Annotated in this window: 20 protein-coding genes and 1 riboswitch; of the genes, 13 read left to right on the forward strand and 7 right to left on the reverse strand. The window is 71.0% G+C overall.

The window, feature by feature from the left end:
* Positions 1 to 36 precede the first annotated feature (36 nt).
* A complete protein-coding gene (locus ABZ939_RS01890; RefSeq protein ID WP_361847696.1) occupies positions 37 to 843 on the forward strand; it encodes a carbon-nitrogen hydrolase family protein in 807 nt (268 codons plus the stop codon).
* Positions 844 to 899: 56 nt separating this feature from the next.
* The gene (locus tag ABZ939_RS01895; RefSeq protein ID WP_361847699.1) at positions 900 to 2,597 is read left to right on the forward strand and encodes an NAD(P)/FAD-dependent oxidoreductase; all 1,698 of its coding nucleotides are present in this window, start codon (positions 900 to 902) and stop codon (positions 2,595 to 2,597) included.
* Positions 2,598 to 2,702: 105 nt separating this feature from the next.
* On the opposite strand, the gene ABZ939_RS01900 is transcribed toward ABZ939_RS01895, so the two are convergent.
* From ABZ939_RS01900 to ABZ939_RS01910, 3 genes are all read right to left on the reverse strand, one after another.
* Positions 2,703 to 3,416: a DUF5995 family protein gene (locus ABZ939_RS01900; protein WP_361847701.1), complete on the reverse strand. Its 714-nt coding sequence runs from the start codon at positions 3,414 to 3,416 to the stop codon at positions 2,703 to 2,705.
* A gap of 74 nt (positions 3,417 to 3,490) precedes the next feature.
* Positions 3,491 to 4,891, reverse strand: a complete 1,401-nt coding sequence (locus ABZ939_RS01905) for a solute carrier family 23 protein (protein ID WP_361847704.1) — start codon at positions 4,889 to 4,891, stop codon at positions 3,491 to 3,493.
* 122 nt (positions 4,892 to 5,013) lie between these two features.
* The gene (locus ABZ939_RS01910) at positions 5,014 to 6,237 is read right to left on the reverse strand and encodes an MFS transporter (protein WP_361847707.1); all 1,224 of its coding nucleotides are present in this window, start codon (positions 6,235 to 6,237) and stop codon (positions 5,014 to 5,016) included.
* Between the two features lie 104 nt (positions 6,238 to 6,341).
* On the opposite strand from ABZ939_RS01910, the gene ABZ939_RS01915 reads away from it, so the two are divergent.
* Positions 6,342 to 7,493, forward strand: coding sequence for an ROK family transcriptional regulator (locus ABZ939_RS01915; RefSeq protein WP_361847710.1), 1,152 nt, complete (start codon positions 6,342 to 6,344; stop codon positions 7,491 to 7,493).
* Between the two features lie 25 nt (positions 7,494 to 7,518).
* Here the strand turns inward: ABZ939_RS01915 and ABZ939_RS01920 are convergent, their stop codons facing one another.
* Complete coding sequence (locus ABZ939_RS01920) at positions 7,519 to 8,769, reverse strand: serine hydrolase domain-containing protein (protein WP_361847713.1); 1,251 nt, start codon at positions 8,767 to 8,769, stop codon at positions 7,519 to 7,521.
* A gap of 195 nt (positions 8,770 to 8,964) precedes the next feature.
* Positions 8,965 to 11,337, reverse strand: coding sequence for a chitinase C-terminal domain-containing protein (locus ABZ939_RS01925; RefSeq protein ID WP_361847716.1), 2,373 nt, complete (start codon positions 11,335 to 11,337; stop codon positions 8,965 to 8,967).
* A 243-nt stretch (positions 11,338 to 11,580) separates the two neighbouring features.
* Positions 11,581 to 11,710: riboswitch (FMN riboswitch) on the forward strand.
* Between the two features lie 188 nt (positions 11,711 to 11,898).
* On the opposite strand from ABZ939_RS01925, the gene ribD reads away from it, so the two are divergent.
* The 10 genes from ribD (at position 11,899) to ABZ939_RS01975 (ending at position 20,375) form a co-directional block, all read left to right on the forward strand.
* On the forward strand, positions 11,899 to 12,960 hold the full coding sequence (gene ribD / locus ABZ939_RS01930) for a bifunctional diaminohydroxyphosphoribosylaminopyrimidine deaminase/5-amino-6-(5-phosphoribosylamino)uracil reductase RibD (protein WP_361847955.1): 1,062 nt from the start codon (positions 11,899 to 11,901) through the stop codon (positions 12,958 to 12,960).
* Between the two features lie 2 nt (positions 12,961 to 12,962).
* Entirely contained in the window at positions 12,963 to 13,571 is a 609-nt protein-coding gene (locus ABZ939_RS01935; protein WP_361847719.1) for a riboflavin synthase, read from the forward strand.
* Between the two features lie 44 nt (positions 13,572 to 13,615).
* Positions 13,616 to 14,206: a nicotinamide mononucleotide transporter family protein gene (locus ABZ939_RS01940; protein WP_361847958.1), complete on the forward strand. Its 591-nt coding sequence runs from the start codon at positions 13,616 to 13,618 to the stop codon at positions 14,204 to 14,206.
* Entirely contained in the window at positions 14,203 to 15,480 is a 1,278-nt protein-coding gene (locus tag ABZ939_RS01945) for a bifunctional 3,4-dihydroxy-2-butanone-4-phosphate synthase/GTP cyclohydrolase II (RefSeq protein WP_361847722.1), read from the forward strand. The genes ABZ939_RS01940 and ABZ939_RS01945 overlap by 4 nt, the downstream gene beginning before the upstream one ends.
* A 30-nt stretch (positions 15,481 to 15,510) precedes the next feature.
* Positions 15,511 to 15,996 carry a 6,7-dimethyl-8-ribityllumazine synthase gene (gene ribH / locus ABZ939_RS01950; protein WP_137990567.1) on the forward strand — a complete coding sequence of 162 codons (486 nt, stop codon included), beginning with the start codon at positions 15,511 to 15,513 and terminating at the stop codon, positions 15,994 to 15,996.
* Between the two features lie 81 nt (positions 15,997 to 16,077).
* On the forward strand, positions 16,078 to 16,350 hold the full coding sequence (locus tag ABZ939_RS01955; protein ID WP_053643769.1) for a phosphoribosyl-ATP diphosphatase: 273 nt from the start codon (positions 16,078 to 16,080) through the stop codon (positions 16,348 to 16,350).
* Between the two features lie 51 nt (positions 16,351 to 16,401).
* A complete protein-coding gene (gene hisG, locus ABZ939_RS01960) occupies positions 16,402 to 17,250 on the forward strand; it encodes an ATP phosphoribosyltransferase (protein ID WP_361847727.1) in 849 nt (282 codons plus the stop codon).
* 32 nt (positions 17,251 to 17,282) lie between these two features.
* A complete protein-coding gene (locus ABZ939_RS01965; RefSeq protein ID WP_361847730.1) occupies positions 17,283 to 17,735 on the forward strand; it encodes a PH domain-containing protein in 453 nt (150 codons plus the stop codon).
* Between the two features lie 208 nt (positions 17,736 to 17,943).
* Positions 17,944 to 19,284 carry a hemolysin family protein gene (locus tag ABZ939_RS01970; protein WP_361847733.1) on the forward strand — a complete coding sequence of 447 codons (1,341 nt, stop codon included), beginning with the start codon at positions 17,944 to 17,946 and terminating at the stop codon, positions 19,282 to 19,284.
* A complete protein-coding gene (locus ABZ939_RS01975) occupies positions 19,281 to 20,375 on the forward strand; it encodes a hemolysin family protein (protein ID WP_361847736.1) in 1,095 nt (364 codons plus the stop codon). Before ABZ939_RS01970 ends, ABZ939_RS01975 begins: the two co-directional genes overlap by 4 nt.
* Before the next feature lie 23 nt (positions 20,376 to 20,398).
* On the opposite strand, the gene ABZ939_RS01980 is transcribed toward ABZ939_RS01975, so the two are convergent.
* Positions 20,399 to 22,297, reverse strand: a complete 1,899-nt coding sequence (locus ABZ939_RS01980) for an AAA family ATPase (RefSeq protein WP_361847739.1) — start codon at positions 22,295 to 22,297, stop codon at positions 20,399 to 20,401.
* A 364-nt stretch (positions 22,298 to 22,661) separates the two neighbouring features.
* Entirely contained in the window at positions 22,662 to 23,288 is a 627-nt protein-coding gene (locus ABZ939_RS01985; RefSeq protein WP_361847742.1) for a hypothetical protein, read from the reverse strand.
* Positions 23,289 to 23,427 lie beyond the last annotated feature (139 nt).

Raw genomic sequence — 23,427 nt, forward strand, 5'->3', positions numbered from 1 at the left:
GTCTCCCCCCGTCCTTCGGACCCCTGAGGATCGCCCATGCCCGCGCTGCGCACCGCCCTGCTCCAGAGCTCCGGTGAGCTCGGTGACGTGGCCGCCAATCTGAAGATCCTCGACGAGGCCGCCGCCCGCGCGGCCGAGGCCGGAGCGGGGCTGCTGCTCGCCCCCGAGCTTTTCCTGACCGGCTACGCGATCGGCGCCGACATGGCACGCCTGGCCGAGCCTGCCGACGGTCCCTCCGCCCGCGCCGTCGCGGCCATCGCCGCGCGCCACGGCCTGGCCGTCGGCTACGGCTACCCGGAGCGGGACACCGAGCAGCACGGGGTCCTGTACAACGCCGCCCAGCTCATCGGCGCCGAGGGAACCACCCTCCTGCGCTACCGCAAGACCCACCTCTTCGGCGACTTCGAGCACCACTGGTTCACGCCCGGCGACGAGGCCGTGGTCCAGACGGAGCTCGGCGGCCTCACGGTCTCCATGATGATCTGCTACGACGTCGAGTTCCCCGAGAACGTACGGGCGCATGCCCTGGCCGGTACCGACCTCCTCCTCGTGCCGACCGCGCTCATGCACCCCGCCGAGGTCGTGCCCGAATCCGTCGTCCCCGTGCGCGCCTTCGAGAACCAGCTCTACATCGCGTACGCCAACCGGACCGGCCCCGAGGGCGACTTCGAGTTCGTCGGGCTCTCCACGCTCGCCGCCCCGGACGGCACCGCCCGGGTCCGCGCCGGCCGCGGCGAGGACCTCGTCGTCGGCGACGTGGACCCCGCCCTCCTCGCCGCCTCCCGCAAGGACAACCCGTACCTCCGCGACCGGCGCCCCGGCCTCTACGGCTCCCTCGTCTGAGCCGTCGCCCTCTCTTCCCGCACTTCCCCGCTTTCCCCGCAAGGAGTCCGTACCCCATGACGTCCACGGTGCCCACGACCGCCGTCCCGCACAGCGACGGCCAGCCGCCGATCACCATGTTCGGTCCGGACTTCCCGTACGCCTACGACGACTTCCTGGCCCACCCGGCCGGGCTCGGCCAGATACCCGCGACCGAGCACGGCACCGAGGTCGCCGTCATCGGCGGCGGTCTCTCCGGCATCATCGCCGCGTACGAGCTGATGAAGATGGGCCTCAAGCCCGTCGTCTACGAGGCCGACCAGATCGGCGGCCGGCTGCGCACGGTCGGCTTCGAGGGCACGGGCACGGAGGGCCTGACAGCGGAGATGGGCGCCATGCGCTTCCCGCCCTCCTCGACCGCGTTCCAGCACTACATCGACCTGGTGGGCCTGGAGACGCAGCCCTTCCCCAACCCGCTGGCCGAGTCGACCCCTTCGACCGTCGTCGACCTCAAGGGCGAGTCGCACTACGCGCAGACCGTCGACGACCTCCCGCAGGTCTACCGCGACGTGATGAACGCGTGGAACGCCTGCCTGGACGAGGGCGCCGACTTCTCCGACATGAACCAGGCCATGCGCGAGCGCGACGTCCCGCGCATCCGCGAGATCTGGTCGAAGCTCGTCGAGAAGCTCGACAACCAGACCTTCTACGGCTTCCTGTGCGAGTCGGAGGCGTTCAAGTCCTTCCGGCACCGCGAGATCTTCGGCCAGGTCGGCTTCGGGACCGGCGGCTGGGACACCGACTTCCCCAACTCCATCCTGGAGATCCTCCGCGTCGTCTACACCGAGGCCGACGACCACCACCGCGGCATCGTGGGCGGCTCGCAGCAGCTGCCGCTGCGCCTGTGGGAGCGCGAGCCGGAGAAGATCGTCCACTGGGCGCAGGGCACCTCCCTGAAGTCCCTGCACGAGGGCGACCCGAAGCCCGCCGTGACCCGGCTGAACCGCACCGCCGGCAACCGGATCACCGTCACGGACGCCTCCGGCGACATCCGTACGTACCAGGCGGCGATCTTCACCGCCCAGTCCTGGATGCTGCTCTCCAAGATCGCGTGTGGCGACTCGCTCTTCCCGATCGACCACTGGACGGCGATCGAGCGCACCCACTACATGGAGTCCTCGAAGCTCTTCGTGCCCGTGGACCGGCCGTTCTGGCTGGACAAGGACGAGGAGACGGGCCGGGACGTCATGTCGATGACGCTGACCGACCGGATGACCCGCGGCACGTACCTGCTCGACGACGGCCCGGACAAGCCGGCCGTCATCTGCCTCTCGTACACCTGGTGCGACGACAGCCTGAAGTGGCTGCCGCTGTCCGCGAACGAGCGGATGGAGGTCATGCTGAAGTCGCTCGGCGAGATCTACCCGAAGGTCGACATCCGGAAGCACATCATCGGTAACCCGGTGACGGTCTCCTGGGAGAACGAGCCCTACTTCATGGGCGCCTTCAAGGCGAACCTGCCGGGCCACTACCGCTACCAGCGCCGCCTGTTCACCCACTTCATGCAGGACCGGCTGCCGGAGGACAAGCGGGGCATCTTCCTCGCGGGCGACGACATCTCCTGGACGGCCGGCTGGGCGGAGGGCGCCGTGCAGACCGCGCTGAACGCCGTGTGGGGCGTGATGCACCACTTCGGCGGCGCGACCGACGCCTCCAACCCGGGCCCGGGCGACGTGTACGACGAGATCGCCCCGGTGGAGCTTCCGGAGGACTGACCCAGCAGCACATACGGAGACCGGCCCCTGTGGAACTTCCCGGGGGCCGGTCCCGTTGGGGGAGTGGGGCGGACAGCACCGGTGTGCGAGCGGCCGCGAGAGCGGTCAGCCGTGCCGTGCGAGCGGCGTCAGCAGCATCCGCCCCACCAGACCCACCGACCGGTCGAGGCGTTCCCGGAACTCCTCGGCCAGGTCGGGCAGCTCCCGCAGTTGCCAGAGCGAGCGGGCGGCGAGCCAGGCCCCGTCGCGGGCCCGTTCCAGGCTCCAGCAGCCCAGCAGATGCGTCAGTGGATCCGTGATCTCCAGCAGATCCGGGCCCGGCATCACTTCCTCGCGGATGCGCTCCTCGAGGAGGACGAGGATGTCGCCGACGCGGTCGAACTCGTCCTCCAGATCCCGGGGCGCGCAGTCCAGTGCCTCGCAGGTGTCGATCACGGCGAGGGCCAGATCGTGTCCGATGTGCGCGTTGATCCCGGCCAGCGCGAACTGCAGCGGCCGTACGCCGGGGTGGCGCCGGTAGTGGAAGAGCGGCCGCCAGCAGGCCGGGGCGGGGCATCCGGTGGCGACGGCGTCGACCACCGAGAGATAGCGCTCCGCGAAGCGGACGTCGAGGGTCGCGGCGGCCCGCCGGTCGGAGAAGGTGCCCGCGTCGATGGCGTGGCCGATCTCCTCGGTGACGGTCAGATAGACGCGGTTGAAGACGGCGACACCGTCGGTCGGATGCCAGCCCGCGCGGATGGCACGCATCCGCTCGACCACCGGGTCGACCGCGGTGAACTGCCCGATCTGCTGAGTGCCGATCTGCTGGGTCTGCGCCATGGGGGCAGCGTTTCAGCAGCCGGGCCCGGGAGGGAACTCTCCGGGCCCGGCTTCCCCAGAACGGGGGAATATGCCTACGACTTGGTGGCGGACTCCTCGTCGACGGTGCCCTCGTACGAGCTGGTGCCGGCGTCCAGCAGGGGCTCCTGCTGCTTCATGTGCGCCGGGGCGAAGGCCCGCAGCACGTGGTAGCCGGTGATCACGACGAGCGTGCCCAGCGCGATCCCGCCGAGCTCGAAGGTGTCGGTGAAGGTCAGCTTGACGCCGCCGACGCCGATGATGATGCCCGCCGCGGCCGGCACCAGGTTGAGCGGGTTGCGCAGGTCGACCTTGGCGTTGATCCAGATCTGGGCCCCGAGCAGGCCGATCATGCCGTACAGGATCACCGTGATGCCGCCGAGCACACCGCCGGGGATCGCGGCGACGACCGCGCCGAACTTGGGGCAGAGGCCGAAGAGCAGCGCGAAGCCGGCCGCGGCCCAGTAGGCGGCGGTGGAGTAGACGCGGGTGGCGGCCATGACGCCGATGTTCTCGGAGTACGTGGTGTTCGGCGGGCCGCCCACGGCGGTCGACAGCATCGAGGCGGCGCCGTCCGCCGCGATCGCGGTGCCGAGCTTGTCGTCGAGCGCGTCGCCGGTCATCTCGCCGACGGCCTTGACGTGACCGGCGTTCTCGGCGATCAGGGCGATCACGACGGGCAGCGCGACGAGGATCGCCGACCACTCGAAGCTCGGGCCGTGGAAGGAGGGCAGGCCGATCCAGTCGGCCTGGGAGACGCCCGAGAGGTCGAGGCGCCAGTGGTCGGTGACCTGGCCGCTCGGGGACATCGAGTGGATCTTGCCGAAGACCAGGTCGAAGACCCAGGAGATGCCGTAGCCGAAGATCAGGCCGAGGAAGATCGCGATGCGCGACCAGAAGCCGCGCAGACAGACCACGGCAAGACCGGTGAACAGCATGACCAGCAGAGCCGTCCACTGGTCCTGCGGCCAGTAGGTGGCGGCGGTGACCGGGGCGAGGTTGAAGCCGATCAGCATGACCACGGCGCCGGTGACGATCGGCGGCATCGCCGCGTGGATGATCCGAGCGCCGAACTTCCGTACCGCCAGACCCGCCAGGAACAACACCACGCCGACGACCAGCACCGCGCCGGTGACGGTCGCGCTGGTGCCGCCGGAGGCCCGGATGGCCGCGGCGACCCCGACGAAGGAGAGCGAGCAGCCCAGATAGCTGGGGACCGTGCCCCGCGTCGCGAGCAGGAAGATCACCGTCGCGACGCCGGACATCATGATCGCGAGGTTCGGGTCGAGCCCCATGAGCACGGGCGCCACGAAGGACGCGCCGAACATCGCCACCACGTGCTGCGCGCCGAGGCCGACCGTGCGGGGCCAGGAGAGTCGCTCGTCCGGGCGGACGACGGCTCCTGGAGCGGGTGTTCGTCCGTCGCCGTGCAGGGTCCAGCGCACGCCGAGGTTCATGGGGTCGCTCCAGTTCTCCGGTTCCGGTGGCCGGTTCGCCGCGCGAGACATCAGCCGAAAAAGATCAGCCATATGGTAATGCGCCGCTGGTCACCGGGGTTCCGTGGCGGTGTCCGCGATCTCTACGAGACCTTGCCCGAACTCGCCGCGGGGCTTCCGCTCCCGGCCGCGGCCGCGCTCGTGGGCCGGGAGCCCTGGCGGAGCACCCCGGCGCCGAGCACCAGACCGAAGGCGAGCAGCGTGACCAGGCCGAAGGAGAACATCAGCGAGGTGGCGTCGGCGATGCCGCCGATCGCGGACGGGGCGATGAGACCCGAGGTGTACGTGATGGTGGCGACGCCCGCGATGGCCTGGCTGGGGTTGGGGCCGCTGCGGCCGGCCGCGGCGAAGGCGAGCGGCACGACGACGGCGACCCCGAGCCCGATCAGCCCGAATCCGGCCATCGCGGCGGCGGCGTGCGGGGCGAGGACCACGAGGAGCCCGCCCACGGTCGCGGCTACGCCCCCGACCCGTACCGTCCGTACGGCTCCGAACCGGTCCACCACCCGGTCCCCGACCAGCCGGGCGATGGCCATGGTCAGGGCGAAGGCGGTGGTGGAGGCCGCCGCGACCCCGGCCGACGAGCCGAGCTCGTCCCGCAGATAGACCGCCGACCAGTCCAGGCTCGCCCCCTCGGCGAACACCCCGCAGAATCCGATGGCGCCGATGATCAGGGCGGACTTCGGCGGCAGCGAGAAGCGCGGCGGCGGCTCCTCGTCGGGGGCGCTCTGCAGATCGAGCACGCCCTGGCAGAAGGCGAGGCCGAGCGCGGTCAGCACGAGCGCCGCGATGAGGTGGTGGAGACGGGCGTCCCCGCCGAGGTGGGCGGCGACGGTACCGGCGGCGGAGCCGATGAGAGCGCCCGCGCTCCACATGCCGTGCAGGCTGGACATGATCGACTTGTCGAGGCGGTTCTCGACCTCGACACCGAGGGCGTTCATCGCCACGTCGGACATGCCGGCGGTGGCGCCGTAGACGAAGAGCGCCGCGCAGAGCCCGTAGATGTTCGGGGCGAGGGACGGCAGGATCAGGGCCATCGTCCAGAGGGCGAGCAGTCCGCGCAGCGCGGTGCGGGCGCCGAAGCGATGGCTGATCGCGCCGGCCAGCGGCATGGCCAGCGAGGCGCCGACGGCGGGGAAGGCCAGGGCGAGTCCGAGCTGGCCCGCGCTGACGCCCGCGTGGTCCTGGATCCAGGGGATGCGGGTGGCGAAGCTGCCGGTGACCGCACCGTGGACGCAGAAGACGGCGGCGACGGCGAATCGGGCCCGCCGCAGCCGCTCGGTACTGAAGACGGTCTCGCCCGTCATGTGCCCTCCCTCGTCATGGTGCGCCGTAAACTATCAGGAACCCTGCCTGATAAATAGACCCGGTGGCGGGGCGCCCGCGAACGAGAGTCTGAGAGGATCCCGGTATGCCCGCATCCCCGAGCACCGCCCGGGCCATCAACGACCGGCTCGCCCTGCGACTGCTCCAGGACGAAGGGCCGTTGACGGCGACTCAGCTGAAGACCCTGACCGGCCTCTCCCGGCCCACCGTCGCCGACCTCGTCGAACGACTCCAGGGCTCGGGACTCGTCCGCGTCGTGGGGGAGTCCGGCGCGGAGCGGCGCGGGCCCAACGCCAAGCTCTACGGGATCGTCGCCGAGCGCGCGCATCTCGCCGCCCTCGACGTGCGGACCACCTCCGTCTCGCTCACCGTCGCCGACCTGCTCGGCACCACGCTCGCCGAGGCCTCGGCCCCGATCGGCGGGGAGGACGGGACCGGACCGGCCGTCGAGAAGGCCGTCGCGCTCCTCGAACGGACCGCGAAATCGGCCGGGGTGGAGCGGCTGCACAGCGTCGCCGTCGGCGCGCCCGGGCTGATCGACCCGGCCACGGGCGCGCTGCGTGACTCGGCGAAGCTTCCCGAGTGGCACCGACGGCTGATCGACGCCCTGCAGGAGCGACTGCCCGCGACCGTGCTCGTCGAGAACGAGACCAACCTCGCGGCCGTCGCCGAGCAGCGTGCGGGGGCCGCCCGCGACCGCGACACCTTCGTCCTGCTCTGGCTCGGCCAGGGCGTCGGCGCGGCCGTCGTACTGGACGGCCGGCTGCGCCGCGGAGCCTCCGGCGGCGCGGGCGAACTCGGCTTCCTGCCGGTGCCCGGCACCTCCGGGCTACCCTCCGCGACCGGTTGCGAGGGCGGCTTCCACGAGCTGGCCTGCGCGGCCGCGGTCCAGGCCCTCGCCGTCGAGCACGGCCTGGACCCGGCCGGTGCGCTCACCTCCGGCCACGGCCCGTTCCTCGACGCCCTCGCCCGGCGCCTCGCGGTCGGTGCCGCGGCTGTGGCCTCGGTCCTGGACCCGGGCTGCGTGGTCCTCGGCGGCGAGACCGGCCACCGCGGCGGCCGGGAGCTCGCCGCCCGTGTCGAGGCCGAACTCGCCGCACTCTCGCCCCTGCGCACCGAGGTCCGCGCCACCGACCTCGGCGACACCGCGGTCCTCCGCGGCGCCCTCCTGGCCGCCCGCGACGCGGCGCAGGACGAGCTGTTCGGCCCACCGGACCCCCGCCGACCCACCCCCTGAGGGCGCCGGCGGGGCGTCCCGCGGGTCAGCCGAGCGACAGCGGGGTGCCAGGGGCGAGCTCGGCCGAGATGCGCTCGGCGATGACCTCGGCCGTGTTGCCCTCGGGGGCGTTCGCGGTCTTGGTGGTGGAGACCGCGATGGCGAGACGGTCGGACGGGAGGTACGCCTGGATCGCCGCGTAGCCCGAGAACGACGGGTTCTGGACCACCCAACCGTTGACCACGATGACACCCAGGCCGAAGTGCGCGGCCTCGGTCTGCTTCAGACAGATCGTGGCGGGACAGCTCGCGGTCGCGCCGCCGAGGCCGACCGTGCCCGGGTTGAGCAGCGTCCGGTAGCCGCGCGGCGAGAGGAGTTCGCCGCTGCCGATCGCCTGCGCCGAACGCGCCAGGTCACAGATGTGCGTGGTGATCACCGCACCGGGCGCCGTGGTCCACGAAGGGTTCCAGAAGGTGGACTCCTCGTAGATGCCGCGGTCGGAGGTGAAGGCGTGCAGGACGGGGCTCGGGATGTCCGGAGTGAAGTTGTTCTGCGTGTTGCGGAGCCCGAGGGGGCCCCAGACCCGCTCCTTCAGCAACTCGTCGATCCGGGTGCCGGTGATCTTCTCCAGTGCGATCGACAGGAGCAGGTAGTTGGCGTGGGAGTAGCTCCAGCTGGTGCCCGGCTCGTACCAGAACGAGTGGCGGAGGGGGAACGCGAGCAGCTCCTGCGGGGTCCACTGGCGGAACGGGTGCGCCTCGAGCTCGGCGAGGAAGTCCGGGTCGGTGACGTAGTCGTGGAGGCCGGTGGTGTTCGTGGCCAGCATCCGCAGGGTGATCCGGTCGGCCTTGGGCAGATCGGGCAGCCAGCGCTCCACGGTGTCGTCGAGCCGGACCCTCCGCTCCTCGACCAGCTGGAGGAGGGCCGTGCCGATGTGGGCGAAGGCCACGGAGCCGGCGCGGAAGTGCATGTTCGGCTCGGCCGGGACGTTGGTCATGGACTCGCCGAGCGCGTCGGTGACGACCTCGCGTCCGTCGACCGTCACCCGCAGCTCCACGGACTTCAGATGGAGGTCGTCCTTGGCCTTGCGGGTGATGTCCAGGACGCGGCGGGCCTGGCTGCCGAAGGGGTGCTCGGTCCGCACACAGTCGCGTCCGCCGTGGCCGCCCGGGCCGCCGGCGGAGGCGGGTGCCGCGGCGGTGGTCTGGAACGTGACGGCGAGGAGGGCGGCGCAGAGCAGCGCGCTGCCGACGCGCGCACGGGTACGCAGGCGCGAAGGGAGGGAGGTGCGTGTCATGCCCGCACTATGGCGGGAAGGAAGTGACAATTCGGCCGAACACTCCGCAAAAGCCGCGACACGCGCCCAAGTGGGGCAGGCGGTCGCTGCCGCGCCGCGGCCCGCATGCGCGGGCCGCGGCGAGGGCTCGGAAGGGACCCGGCGGCGGCAAGGGCCGTGAGTTCCGCCGCCGGGCGATCAAAGGAGGTCGGAGCCTCAGCAGGCGCCGAGGTCCCTCCAGACGCCCCACTCGCCGGTCGTGCCCGGCTCCTCGTTCTGGGTCCACCACTGGGCCTTCCACTTGCGGCCCTTGTGGGAGACCTCGTTGCCCGCGTTGTAGATCGTGCCGGCCACGTACGCCGGGGCGGTGCAGGTGCCACCGGTCGGCGTCGGGGTCGGACCCGTCGGGGTCGGGGTCGGACCGGTCGGCGTGGGCGTCGGGCCGGTCGGCGTCGGGGTCGGCGTCGAGCCGCCCGGCTCCACCACCGTCGTACCGCGCGCCAGGTCACCCGCGAGGGCGTACGTCGTGCCGCTGATGTTCACCGTCCAGTTCGACGGCGTGGAGACCGGCAGGTAGTAGTTGAACGCCAGGTCCACGGTCGCGCCCGGGGCGAGCGACTGCCAGGCCGGGAGCTTCAGGGACACCCGGTGGAAGTCGCCCTTCAGGCCGCCCACGTTGTTGCCCGTGTGGTCGCTGCTGATCACCTTCGTACCGAAGCCGGACTGGTCCGAGGCGTTGCCCGGCGCAGCCGTCGCGTAGTCGAACTGGAACTCCGTGCCGCCCGGCAGCGCGGTGGCCGTGTTGTTGGTGATCTTGATCTTCGGGGTGATCGGGTAGTTGGAGTCGCCCAGCTTGAACTCGGTGAACTCCACACCTACGTTCACGGCCTTCGTCGGCAGCGCGGCGTTCGACTTCTTCGCGCCGTACGGGGTGGCCGCCTTGAACTTGTCGTACATCAGCGAGGTGAGCGTGGAGCCCATCTCGTACTGGCCCTTGCCCGCGTTCCAGGCGTAGTCGCCGGCCATCTCCCAGACCATCGTGCCGCCGATGCCCTTGCTGACCACGTAGTCGGCCTTGGCGGCCACCGACTGCTCGTCCTCGGTGGAGAGGAAGACCTTCTTCTGCGCGTTCCACAGCCACGGCGCGACCAGGGTCGAGTCGTACTTGCGGGCGTAGGTGCCGGTCAGCGTGGTGTTCGCCGGGAAGCCGTACTGCGTGACGTAGTCGCCGACGATCCCCTTCTCCAGGTTCTTGGCGTGCCACATCGGGTTGGAGCCGGCCGGGGACTCGGCGCCGTTGGTGTCCTTGTCGTGCCACAGATTGTCGATGCCGACGGCGCCGTCACCGCACTTGGTCAGGCCCGCGCCGGCCGGGCAGGTGGTCGCCGCCGCCTTGCCCCACAGACCGTCGGTGCCGCCCTGCACGTTCTTGTGGCCGCGGGTGTAGTACGGCAGGCCGATGTTGATGCGGCCGGCCGGCATCGAGCCGCGGAAGTAGTGGTAGGCCCAGTCGGTGTTGAGGTAGCCGATGCCGCCGTACTGCGAGGAGCCGTAGACGTTCGCGGCGGCCAGCTCGGCGTCCTTGCCGTCGTCGAAGAGCGAGGCGTTGGGGCCGACGTACTCGTTCCAGGCGCCGTGCAGGTCGTAGGACATGATGTTGACGTAGTCCAGGTACTTCTGGCTCTGGTACGTCTCCATGCCGCGCAGCAGGTAGCCGGAGGAGGGTGCGGCGACCGTCAGCATGTAGTGCTTGCCGTCGGCGGCGCCGGCCCGGTCGAGCTTCTCGCGCAGTGTCTTCATCAGCGCGTCGTAGCCCTTGACCAGACCCGCGCGGCGGGCGTTGGACAGCTGCCAGTCGAGCGGGTTACCCGCGTCCTTCATCGTCGTCGGGTACTCGTAGTCGATGTCGACGCCGTTGAAGCCGTACTTCTTGATGAAGGAGACGGCCGAGTCCGCGAACGTGTCGATCCCGGCCTGGTTGACCGAACCGTCGGCGTTGGTGGCCATCGCGTAGAAGCCGCCGGAGTTCACGCGGGTTCCGTTGTCGTCGAAGTAGCCGCCGGTCTCGGCCCAGCCGCCGACCGAGATCAGCGTCTTGACGTCGGGGTGCTGCTTCTTGAACTTGTTGAGCAGGTTGAAGTGGCCCTTGTAGGCATACGCCGGGTCCATCTCGGCGCCCGCGACACCGGGCCAGGTCATCCCGGTGGCCGCGTTGTTCGGGCCGTCCGTGCCGACGGACAGCTTGTTGTCGGAACCGATGTGTCCGAAGGCGTAGTTGATGTGGGTGATCTTGTCCCACGGGATGTTGTTGGCGAGGTAGGCCGGCTCGCCGTTCTTGCCGGTACGCCAGCCGGTGAAGTAGCCGATGACCCGGCGCTGGTGGTCCGCGCCCATCTTCTCGCGGCCCTCGGTGTCGTAGACCGAGCAGTACGGGACGTCGACGCCGGGAGTCTTGTACAGCCCGTCCGGGCGACAGCTCTCGTTGTCGGCGGCGTACGAGACACCGCCGGCGAGGGAGCTGATCAGCAGCCCGGCGACGGCCGCGCCGGACGCGAGCAGCGAGGCCCTCGTCTTCGTGGGGGACAACACGATCGGTTCCTCCAGGGGAGGTCGGCAAAACACAACGAACAAGGGGATGGGTCGTGTTGGGCCCGTGGAGTGCGCACACCGGCGGGCCGTACCTCGGAGGTGACACGGAGATTAAAAGGACTAGACCAGTGCGTCAATAGGTCTGGACCATCTGAAGGGTCCATGGCAATCTGTGAGCCAGCCCACAGGGCCTCACCCACATGGCCGACGATCGGCCGTGGCACACTGGCCCTGTATCAGCAGCAGCGCACTCCGGGGTCGGTGTAATTCCGAACCGGCGGTATAGTCCGCGACCCGTCCGCATCCAGCGGCCGGTTGACCAGGTGAAATTCCTGGACCGACGGTGAAAGTCCGGATGGGAGGCAGTGCGCGGCGGGCGACCCTTTCAAGGGGTGCGTCGGCCGTTTCCTCGCTGGTCGCCCTCGTAGGCGACCGGTGAAATCGGCCTCAGCACCCCTGTGCGAAGCGTCGTACCCGCTCTCTGTCGTCATCGACAGGCCCCGGAGTCCGTGCCCGAAGAGGCAGGAGGACCCGGTGGCAGAGCCGACCGACATCACCGCCATGCGACGCGCCATCGCGCTCGCCGCCCGTGGTCTCGGCTCCACCAGCCCCAACCCGGTCGTCGGCTGCGTCATCCTCGACGCCTCCGGACACCAGGTCGGAGAGGGCTACCACCAGCGCGCCGGCGGACCGCACGCCGAGATCCACGCCCTGCGCGCGGCCGGCGTCCTCGCCCGCGGCGGCACCGCCTACGTCACCCTCGAACCCTGCAACCACACCGGCCGCACCGGCCCCTGCGCCCAGGCGCTCGTCGAGGCCGGGATCAGCCGTGTCGTGTACGCGGTCGGCGACCCGAACCCGCAGGCCACGGGCGGTGCGGACACCCTGCGCGCGGCCGGGATCGAGGTCGTCCCCGGCCTCCTGGAGGACGAGGCCGAGGCGGGCAACATCGCCTGGCTCACCTCCGTACGCCTCGGCCGCCCCTTCGTCCGCTGGAAGTACGCCGCGACCCTCGACGGCCGGATCGCCGCCGCCGACGGAACCTCCCGCTGGATCACCTCCGCCGAGTCCCGCGCCGACGTGCACCGGCTGCGCGCCGAGGCCGACGCCGTGATCGTCGGATCTGGCACCGCCCGCACCGACGACCCCCATCTGGCCGTACGGGACATCGAAGGCGCCGACCAGCCGCTCCGGGTGGTCGTCGACACCGAGGCGAGCGCCGTGAAGCCCGGCGCCCGGGTCCTGGACGACGCGGCCCGCACCGTGATCGCCGTGGCCGAGGACGTCCTCCTGGAGGACACCGCCCACTTCCCCGAGACGTGGCGACTGTCCCGCGCCCCCGGCGGCGGCCTCGACATCCCGGAACTCCTCGCACTGCTCCACCAGCAGGGCGTCCGCTCCGTCCTCCTCGAAGGCGGGCCGACCCTGGCCGGCGCCTTCGTCGCCGCTGGAGCCGTCGACCAGGTCGTCGGCTACCTCGCCCCAGTCCTCCTCGGCGCGGGCCCGAACGCCCTCGCCGACGCCGGAATCACCACCATCACCGAAGCGTTGCGGCTCGACGTCACCGAGACCGTGCGCATCGGACCCGATCTCCGCATCACCGCGACCCTCAAGGGAGCCTGACCGTGTTCACCGGAATCGTCGAAGAACTGGGCGAGGTCACCGCCGTCGAGAAGCTGGCCGACGCCTCCCGCTTCCGCCTGCGCGGCCCGCTGGTCACGGAGGGCGCCAAGCACGGCGACTCGATCGCCGTCAACGGTGTCTGTCTCACGGTCGTCGAGTTCGGCGACGGCCAGTTCACCGCCGACGTCATGGAGGAGACGCTGAAGCGCTCCTCGCTCGGTGCCCTCGAGGTCGGCTCCCGGGTCAACCTGGAACGGCCGATGGCCGTCGGCGACCGCCTCGGCGGACACATCGTCCAGGGGCACGTGGACGGCACCGGCTCGATCCTCGACCGGACCCCGTCCGAGAACTGGGAGATCGTCAAGGTCGCCCTGCCCGCGCACCTCTCGCGCTACGTCGTCGAGAAGGGCTCGATCACGGTCGACGGCGTCAGCCTCACCGTCGTCGAGGCCGCCGACGACTGGTTCACGATCAGCCTCATCCCCACCACCCTCGCGCTGACCACCCTCGGCATCAAGCAGAGCGGCGACCCGGTCAACCTCGAAGTGGACGTCATCGCCAAGTACGTCGAGCGGCTGCTCGGCCCGAACGCCCAGGAGAACGTCAAGTGAACTGGCTCAACTCCGAGGCGTTCACCGTCCTCGACCAGCACATCATGTGGTCCGACATGATCGGCAACACGATCGGTCTGATCGCCCTCGCGCTCGGCTGGCGGCGCTCCATACTCACCTGGCCCGCACAGCTGCTCTCCGGCGTCATCCTCGTCGGCGCCTACGCCTCCGCCCACCTCAGCGGCGGCGTCGGCAAGCAGCTCCTGGTCATCGGGGTCGCCGCCTGGGGCTGGTGGCAGTGGAACCGCGGCAAGCAGCAGGCCCAGGACGGCTCCATCGCCGTCCGCTTCGCGAGCTGGAAGGAGCGCGGCCTGCTCCTCGCCGGCGCGGTCCTCGGCACCCTCGCCGTCGGCGGCCTGTTCACCCTCTACCCGTCGCTCTCCTGGAGCCCCTGGGCCGACGCGTACATCTTCGTCGGCACGCTCGTCGCGATGGTCGCCCAGGCCCGCGGCCTGGTCGAGTTCTGGTTCGCCTGGCTCCTTGTCGACCTGGTAGGCGTCCCCCTCGCCTTCAACAGCGGCCTGGCCTTCTCCGGCCTGGTCTACGTGATCTACTTCGCCCTCGTCATCTGGGGCATGCGCGACTGGTGGCTCCGGACGCGTACGACCACTGCTCTGGAAGGAGTTGCAGCATGAGCGCGCTTCCGATCTGGGACGTCACCGATCTGTCCCTCGACCCCGTCGAGCAGGCCATCCGCGACATCGCCGCCGGCCGGCCCGTGGTCGTCGTCGACGACGAGGACCGCGAGAACGAGGGCGACCTCGTCATCGCCGCCGAGAAGGCCACCCCCGAGGTCGTCGCCTTCATGATGAGCGAGTGCCGCGGTCTCATCTGCGCCCCCATGGAGAACGACGAGCTCGAGCGCCTCCAGCTCCCGCAGATGGTCGAGCACAACACCGAGTCGATGCGGACGGCCTTCACCGTCTCCGTCGACGCGGCCCCGGCCCACGGCGTCACCACCGGCATCTCCGCCGCCGACCGCGCCACCACGCTCCGGATGCTGGCCAGCGGCGAGCACGAGCCCGGCGACTTCGTCCGCCCCGGCCACATCTTCCCGCTGCGGGCCAAGCCCGGCGGCGTCCTGGCCCGCAACGGCCACACCGAGGCCGCGGTCGACCTCGCCCGCCTCGCGGGCCTGCGCCCGGCCGGCGCGATCGTCGAGATCGCAGGCGAGGACGGCGTGATGCTGCGGCTGCCCGAGCTGGTCCCGTTCGCCAGGAAGCACGGCCTCACGATCATCTCGATCGAGGACCTCGTCGCCTACCGCCGCTCCTCCGAGCCGACGGTCCGCCGCGAGGCCGAGGTCCAGCTGCCCACCGCACACGGCGAGTTCACCGCGTACGGCTACCGCTCCACGGTCGACGGCGTCGAGCACGTCGCCCTTGTCCACGGTGAGATCGGTGACGGCGAGGACGTCCTGGTCCGGGTCCACTCCGAGTGCCTGACCGGCGACATCTTCCACTCGCTGCGCTGCGACTGCGGCCCGCAGCTGCAGGCCTCCATGGACCGCATCACCGAGGCCGGCCGCGGAGTCGTCGTCTATCTGCGCGGCCACGAGGGGCGCGGCATCGGCCTGCTGTCCAAGCTGCGCGCGTACGAGCTCCAGGAGCGCGGCCGCGACACCCTCGACGCCAACCTGGAGCTGGGCCTGCCCGCCGACGCCCGCGACTACGCGGCCGGCGCGCAGATCCTGGGCGACCTCGGGGTCCGCAGCCTGCGGCTGATGACCAACAACCCCGACAAGATCTCCGCCCTCACCCGGCACGGCCTGAAGGTCGAGGGCCGCGAGGCCATGCCGGTCAAGGCGGGCGAGCACAACCTGCGGTACCTGCGCACCAAGCGGGACCGGATGGGTCACGACCTGCCCTGGCTGGACGCGGAAACCGTGTCCACCTGCGGCAACCAGTAAGTCAGCGATCAGAACCCAGCAAGGAGAGACATGAGCGGCAAGGGCGCACCCGTCCTCAGCGTGAAGAACTGCGGCGACCTCCGGGTCGCGGTCGTCGCGGCGCAGTGGCACGAGAAGATCATGGACGGACTCGTCGACGGTGCCCTGCGGGCCCTGCACGAGCTCGGCATCGACGAGCCGACGCTGCTGCGCGTCCCCGGAAGCTTCGAGCTGCCCGTGGTGGCGAAGGTCCTCGCCGGTCGCGGCTACGATGCCGTCGTGGCCCTCGGCGTCGTCATCCGCGGCGGAACCCCGCACTTCGAGTACGTGTGCCAGGGCGTCACCCACGGCCTCACCCAGGTCTCGATCGACACCGGCGTACCCATCGGATTCGGCGTCCTGACCGTGGACAACGAGGAGCAGGCCCTCGACCGGGCCGGCCTCGAAGGCTCCAGCGAGGACAAGGGCCACGAGGCCGTCACCGCCGCCGTCGCCACCGCGACCACGCTGCGCACGGTCAGCGAACCCTGGCGCTAAGCCCGCCCGTCGCCCGACCGCCACCCCTCGTACGAGGCGCTGCGCGCCCCCCTCTTTGTACCCCGTACTCTTAGGACCATCATGGCGAACAAAACCTTCGAAGAGCTCTTCGCCGAGCTCAAGCTCAAGGCCGAGAACGGCGACCCGGCCACCTCCCGCACCGCGGAACTGGTGGACAAGGGCGTCCATGCCATCGGCAAGAAGGTCGTCGAGGAGGCCGCCGAGGTCTGGATGGCCGCCGAGTACGAGGGCAAGGAAGCCGCCGCCGAGGAGATCTCGCAGCTGCTGTACCACGTCCAGGTGATGATGGTCGCCCGCGGGATCTCCCTCGACGACGTCTACGCCCACCTCTGAGCGCAAACGTCACACCCTCCCCAAAACTCTCAGGCAAAGGAAGCTCATCCCATGCTGCGCATCGCCGTCCCCAACAAGGGTTCACTGTCCGGACCTGCGTCGGCGATGCTCCATGAGGCCGGCTACCGGCAGCGCAAGGAGTCCAAGGAGCTCGTGGTCATCGACCCCGAGAACGAGGTGGAGTTCTTCTACCTGCGGCCCAAGGACATCGCGATCTACGTGGCCTCCGGCAAGCTCGACATCGGCATCACCGGCCGTGACCTGCTGCTCGACTCCGGAGCCAACGCCGAGGAGATCCTCCCGCTGAACTTCGGCCGGTCGACCTTCCGCTACGCCACCCGGCCCGGCACCGCGAACGGCCCCGAGGACTTCCACGGGATGACGATCGCCACCTCCTACGAGGGCATCGTCGCCAAGCACCTCGCCGACCAGGGGATCGACGCCTCCGTCGTCCACCTCGACGGCGCCGTCGAGACCGCCATCCAGCTCGGTGTCGCCCAGATCATCGCCGATGTCGTCGAGACCGGCACCAGCCTGCGCAACGCCGGCCTGGAGGTCATCGGCGAGCCGATCCTCAAGTCCGAGGCCGTGGTCGTCCGCCGCAACGGCGCCGACGCCGAGCAGCCGCAGGTCCAGCAGTTCCTCCGCCGCCTCCAGGGCGTCCTCGTCGCCCGGTCGTACGTGATGATGGACTACGACTGCCGCGCCGAGCACCTGGAGCAGGCCGTCGCCCTCACCCCCGGCCTGGAGTCGCCCACGATCTCGCCCCTGCACAACGAGGGCTGGGTCGCGGTCCGGGCGATGGTCCCGGCCAAGGAGGCACAGCGGATCATGGACGACCTGTACGAGCTGGGTGCCCGCGCCATCCTGACGACGGCCATCCACGCCTGCCGCCTCTGACCCTCCCGCAGGTACGAAGGAACGACGTAGCGATGTCCGAGTCACCCCTGCCCGCCCTCCCCGTCACCTTCCGGCCGGGCCGCACCCGAGCGGTCCTGCTGACGGTCGGGACGGTCATGTTCGCCGTCATCACCGCGGTCGCGCTGATGCTGGAGAAGCTCGGGCCGGGGGAGCGGGCGAGCTTCATCTTCACCGCCGCCCTCTTCCTCGGGGTCCTGGCGATGCTCAGCCGCCCCAAGGTCGTCGCCGACGACAACGGCGTCACCGTCGTCAACATCACCCGGACCCGCCGGCTCGCCTGGGCGGAGATCCTGCGGGTCAACCTGCGGCCCGGCGACCCCTGGGTCTTCCTGGACCTGAGCGACGGCACGAGCATGCCCGCGCTCGGCATCCAGCCCGGCATCGCCAAGCAGCAGGCCATCCGCGACGCCCGCGCGCTGCGGGCCCTCGCCGACAGCCGCGGCACCGGGACGGAAGCGGACTGAGTCCCCCATACGGGGCCGACCCCCTGCCCCGGGCGGGGTCGGCGTGATTACTCTGGAGGCGGTGGTGCCGAGCGGCACCACCGCCTCGCATGTGCAGGGCCGCTGCCGCGGCCCGCGGGGCCACCCTGCGACCCGAGGAGTGACTCCCTCCAGCAATGGACGGATCGTCCGGTAGTACCTGCGCCGCCCCCTCCACGGAGGCGGCGGCATGATCATCCCGCTTCTGCTGCTCGCCGCAGCCTTCCTCCTGATCCTCGCCAACGGCTTCTTCGTGGCGGCCGAATTCGGCCTCGTCACGGTGGAACGCCCCGACGCCGAACAGGCCGCGGCCGCCGGCGACCGGCGCGCCCGCACGGTCGTCAGGGCGCTCGGCGAGCTGTCCTTCCAGCTCTCCGGCACGCAGCTCGGCATCACCATCACCTCGCTCGTCGTCGGCATGCTCGCGCAGCCCGCCCTCGTCCAGCTCCTCGACGGACCCCTCACCGCGACCGGACTGCCCGCGGGCGCCGTCTCCGGTGTCTCCGTGGTCATCGGGATGCTGCTCGCCTCGGCCGTCCAGATGGTGATCGGCGAACTCGTCCCCAAGAACTGGGCGGTCTCCCGGCCGCTCCAGGTGGCGCGGTTCGTGGCCGGTCCGCAGCACCTCTTCTCGTCCGCCTTCCGGCCGGTGATCGCCCTGCTGAACAGGGTCGCCAACCGGCTGGTCCGGCTCCTGGGCGTCGAGCCCACCGAGGAGCTGGACTCCGTCCGTACCCCCGGCGAGCTGGTCTCGCTGGCCCGGCACTCGGCCCGGGCGGGCGCGCTGGAACAGGACACCGCCGACCTCTTCGTACGGACCCTGTCGCTGGGCGGGCTCACGGCCGGACAGGTCATGACCCCGCGGGTGCGGATGAGCGCGCTCCAGTCGGACGCCACCGCGGCCGACGTCCTCAACCTCACCCGGGCCACCGGGCTCTCCCGCTTCCCCGTCTACCGCGAACGCATCGACGAGATCGTCGGCATGGTCCACCTCAAGGACGCGCTCGCCGTGCCGCCGCACGAGCGACTGCGCACCCCGGTCGGCCGGATCGCCGTCCCGCCGCTGCTCGTCCCCGAGACCCTGCCGGCCCAGGCACTCCTGGAGCGACTGCGCCGGGAACAGCCGATCGCCGTGGTCGTCGACGAGTACGGCGGCACGGCCGGGGTCGTCACCCTGGAGGACATCGTGGAGGAGCTCGTCGGCGAGGTCCGCGACGAGCACGACACCGCGGCCGACGAGCGGCCCGAAGTGGCCGCCGTGGCCCCCGAGGACGGCAATCCCGCGTGGGAGGCCGACGGCTCCTGCCGGGTCCACACGCTGCACCGGATAGGCCTCGATGTGCCCGAGGGACCGTACGAGACCGTCGCCGGGCTCGTCGCCGATCTCCTCGGACGCATCCCCGCCCCCGGCGACCGGGCCGAACTCCCGGGCTGGCGGCTGTCGGTGCGACAGGTGGACCGCTACCGCGCCGAACGCGTCCGGATCGTGCGAACCGCCGAACTGCCCCTGGTGCCGGAGGCCGTCCGATGAGCATGGTCCAACTGCTGTTCGCCCTCCTGCTGGTGGTGGCCAACGGCTTCTTCGTCGGCGCCGAGTTCGCGCTCGTCTCCGTACGCCGCAGCCAGATCGAGCCGCTCGGCGGCAAACGGGCTCGCCAGGTCCTGTACGGCCTGGAGAACCTGCCGCAGATGATGGCCGCCGCGCAGTTCGGCATCACCGTCTGCTCGCTCACCCTGGGCGCGGTGGCCGAGCCCACCGTGGCACATCTCCTCGAACCGGTCTTCCACGCCGTGCGTGTGCCGGCCGGGCTGATCCATCCGCTGGGGTACATCGTGGCGCTCGCCGCCGTCGTCTTCCTCCACCTCGTCATCGGCGAGATGGTCCCGAAGAACCTCGCGATGGCGGCGCCGGAGCGGACCGCGCTGTGGCTCGGCCCCGGACTGGTCGGATTCGCCCGGATCTGCCGGCCGGTGACCAGGGCGCTCGGCGCCTGCGCCCGGCTGGTGCTGCGGGCCTTCCGCGTCGAGCCGAAGGACGAGGTGGAGGCGGTCTTCACCCGTGCGCAGCTCGGCCGGCTGGTCGAGGACGCGGGCCAGGCCGGACTGCTCGACCCGGCCGAGCAGGAGCGTCTGGAGGACGCCCTCGAACTGGGCAGCCGCCCGGTGACGGACGTCCTCATCACCACGGCCACGCTGGTGACGGTCACTCCGTCCGTCACCCCGCGGGAGATCGAGGAGCTCACCGTGCGCACCGGCTACTCGCGCTTCCCGGTGTGCGCGGAAGGGCGCGGGACGTTCATGGGCTTCGTGCACGTCAAGGACGTCCTCGACCTGGAGGAACGGGAACGGGCGGTGCCGCAGCACATCTGGCGCCCCATGGCGACCGTCCGCTCCGAGCTGCCGCTGGACGACGCCCTCACCGTGATGCGCCGTGCGGCCACCCACCTCGCGCAGGTCGCGGACGCGTCGGGGCGGGTCCTGGGGCTGGTCGCCCTGGAGGACGTCCTGGAGATGCTGGTCGGCGAGGTCCGCGACCCGGCGCACCGCGACCCGGGGCACCGCGACCCGGGGCACCGCGACCCGGGGCACCGCGACCCGGCGGAGCAGGTGTTGACGGCCTGACGATTCAGGGTGGTGGCCTCGCGTCACAGACCCCCGGGGTCCTGCGGCCCTCGGGCCGCGGGGCCGCGGCCCGAGAGGACCTCGCCGTACGCCTGCATCAGGTCGGCGAGGCGCAGCGTGGCCAGGTCGTCGCGCGTGGGGGTGCCCGGGTAGCCGGACAACCGGAGGTCGCGGTACGCACAGGACTTCTCGTACAGCGTGCGCAGGAAGCGGCCGTTGCCGAGCTCGTCGATCCAGCCCTGGTCGACGACATGGCCGCTGATCGAGCGCAGCTCGTCCAGCGACTCCTCGTCCCAGCCGTCCCCGTTCGCCGCCGCGAGCACCTCGCCGATCGCCGTCAGTTCGAGCGGGCGGTACGAGGGGAAGTCGACCCGGGTCGTGAAACGGGAGGACAGCCCGGGGTTGGTGGCGAGCAGCCGGTCCATGCCCTCGGGGTAGCCGGCCAGGATCACCACCAGGTGGTCCCGGTTGTCCTCCGCCCGCTTCAGGAGCACCTGAAGCGCCTCGTCCCCGTACGCGTCACCCTTGCTGTAGCCGGTGTTCGACAGAGAGTACGCCTCGTCCACGAAGAGCACCCCGCCGATCGCCGAGTCGATCAGCTCGTTCGCCTTGACCGCCGTCTGGCCGAGGAACTCGCCGACCAGATCGGCGCGTTGGGCCTCCACGAGGTGGTCGCCGCCGAGCAGCCCGAGGGCGTAGAAGACCCGTCCGAGGATCCGGGCGACGGTGGTCTTCCCGGTGCCGGAGGGGCCGGAGAAGACAAAGTGACGTTTCGGCGGCTGGACGGGAAGACCCTGGCCGGCCCGCAGCCGTGCCATCTCCAGCTGCGCCGACAACGCCTTGACCTGCCGTTTCACCGGCTCCATCCCGACCATGCGCTCGAGTTCGGCGAGCGCCTCGGCCAGCAGGGCCGGGTCGGTGGGGCTGGCGGGGAAGCGCGGCGGCGCCGGCTGCAGCGGGATCGCCGCCTTCTGCCGTACGCCCTCCGGGGGCTCCGGCGGCCCGGTGGGAGTGGGCGGGGGGCCGGGCTCCGTGCCGAGCCGGAGCCCGTCGGGAGCCGTCCCTTCGGGATCGGTCTGGGTCGCGTCGGCCGTGTCCTGCCCGACTCCGCCGAGAGCGACCGAGGCCAGCCCAGCCGGATCGTCCGGGCCCTCGAACCCGTCGTACTCGGTGATCGCCGCCAGCCGGGCGGCCGTGTCCATGAACGCCGGGTCGATCCGGTGCACCGCCCGGTAGAGCGGGAGCGCGGCGGCGCTGCGGCCGGTGCCCTCGTGGGCCCGGGCCAGCCAGTAGCGCAGCTCCTTGCGCTGCGGTTGCTCGCTGCGGCACCGCATCAGCGCCGCGGAGAGCAGAGGCTCCGCCTGGCCGTACATCTCCAGACGGACCCGGGCCATCCCGCCGAAGAGCCCCGCCTCGATCCCGAGCAGGGGATCGTTCACCAGCGGCTCGGTGTGCCGGACCAACTGGTCCCAGTCCTTGACGAGATAGGACCGGCAGGCGTGCAGAAAGCGGACCTGCGGATCGGTGTCGACCGGTGGCAGTCCCGCCAACGCCCGGTCCAGCTCCGGTACATGGCGTCCGTCCAGCCAGTGCGAGGCGTGCGCGAGCAGCAGATCGCGCGGGCTCTCGAGCACGGGCTGTACCCACCAGCCCAGCCAGTACCAGGAGTTCAGGGTCCGGCGGTGGCGGGAGCGCTGTTCGCCGAAGCGGTCGCGGTTGCGGTACATCCGCAGCAGCGCGGTGGTGGTGTCCACCCGCAGCGCGTGCAGCCCGAGCCAGGCGTCCGCCATGCCGGGATCGATGCGTACCGCTGTTCTGAACTCTTCCTCCGCCTGCGGATAGGCGCCCATCGTGTAGGCGTCGACTCCCCGCAGCCAGGCGAGCTCGGCCGGGGCCTGTCCGCCCTGCGTGCCGATGTCCATCGGGTCCCCCACAAAACGTGCCCCCGTTGCTGTCCCGGCGGGCGGGCGCCCGCCGAAAGCCGTACAGAACCGCCTTCTCGTGGACGGGATATGACCCCACCGAGGGGCATCGTACCTGCACAGAGCGTGCGCGACGAAGGAGAAGTGCATGATCCGGTAGCCGTGACCCTGGGTAAGCATCAGGGTCGGCGACGGGCCGGAGAAAGGGATGATCAGGGCAGAACGAAGCCCCCGATCACGGGGGAACAACCGGGGGCTTCGCGTCTGCGGCGACTCCGAAAAGCCGCACATTGAGAACGTAAGACCTGTACGCCCCTTGGGTCAAGGTGAGTTGAGGCACTTGCGGAAGTCGCCTTCCGGCTACTCATTTCCGGAGATGGGCTCCGTCACGTTCCGTGATGATCTGGTTCGGGCCTGCTGTCACACGAGGCCCTGGAAGCCACTCGTATCCCTCGGGACACTCCTGTACCAGGGTGTCGGCGAAGGGGCGCGAAGGGTCCGCGGCGAAATGGCGAGTCTCCGCCACCGTCCAGCCGTCCCAGAACTCCGACTGCGCAGGTCCGTCCCGGTGCCGGCCGCGTGCCCAGGACTCCTCGGGGCCCCGTTCCATCCAGAGCAGCGCGGCGAGATACGGGCGCAGGGCGCGCCGCCCCGCGCCGACACCCTCGACGAGGACGACCGGAGCGGGGGGCAGCTCCCGGGGCGGGCCGAAGGTCCTCAGATTCCAGTCGTACGGGTGATAGAGCGCGGCCTCGCCCCGGGAGAGGGGCGCGATCACCTGGTCCCGCATCCGCTCCGTCCACGCGAACAGCTCCTCGTGCGTGGCGAGGTCGTCGAGGTGGAGGACGGGCGCGACCAGCCGGGCGGCGAGCCGGGCGGCGAACGTGGACTTGCCCGAGCCGGCGTGCCCGTCGACGGCGACCAGGCGCACCGGCCCGCAGGAGGGCGGCAGGATGCGCAGCGCGTCGGCGGCGTGGTCGGGGTCGGTCATGGGGGCAAGCGTAGGCGAAGGTCGTTCGCCGCAGGTCAGGGGCGTGGTGCCGCCAGTGGTCGAGACCAATATTGGTGCGGCGACGCGAGCCGAATCGCTGGCAGAAGCCCGCCACGAGCCGCGATAGTGGTCCACGCCC

The organism is Streptomyces sp. NPDC046712 (genome assembly GCF_040645695.1).
Lineage (GTDB): Bacteria > Actinomycetota > Actinomycetes > Streptomycetales > Streptomycetaceae > Streptomyces.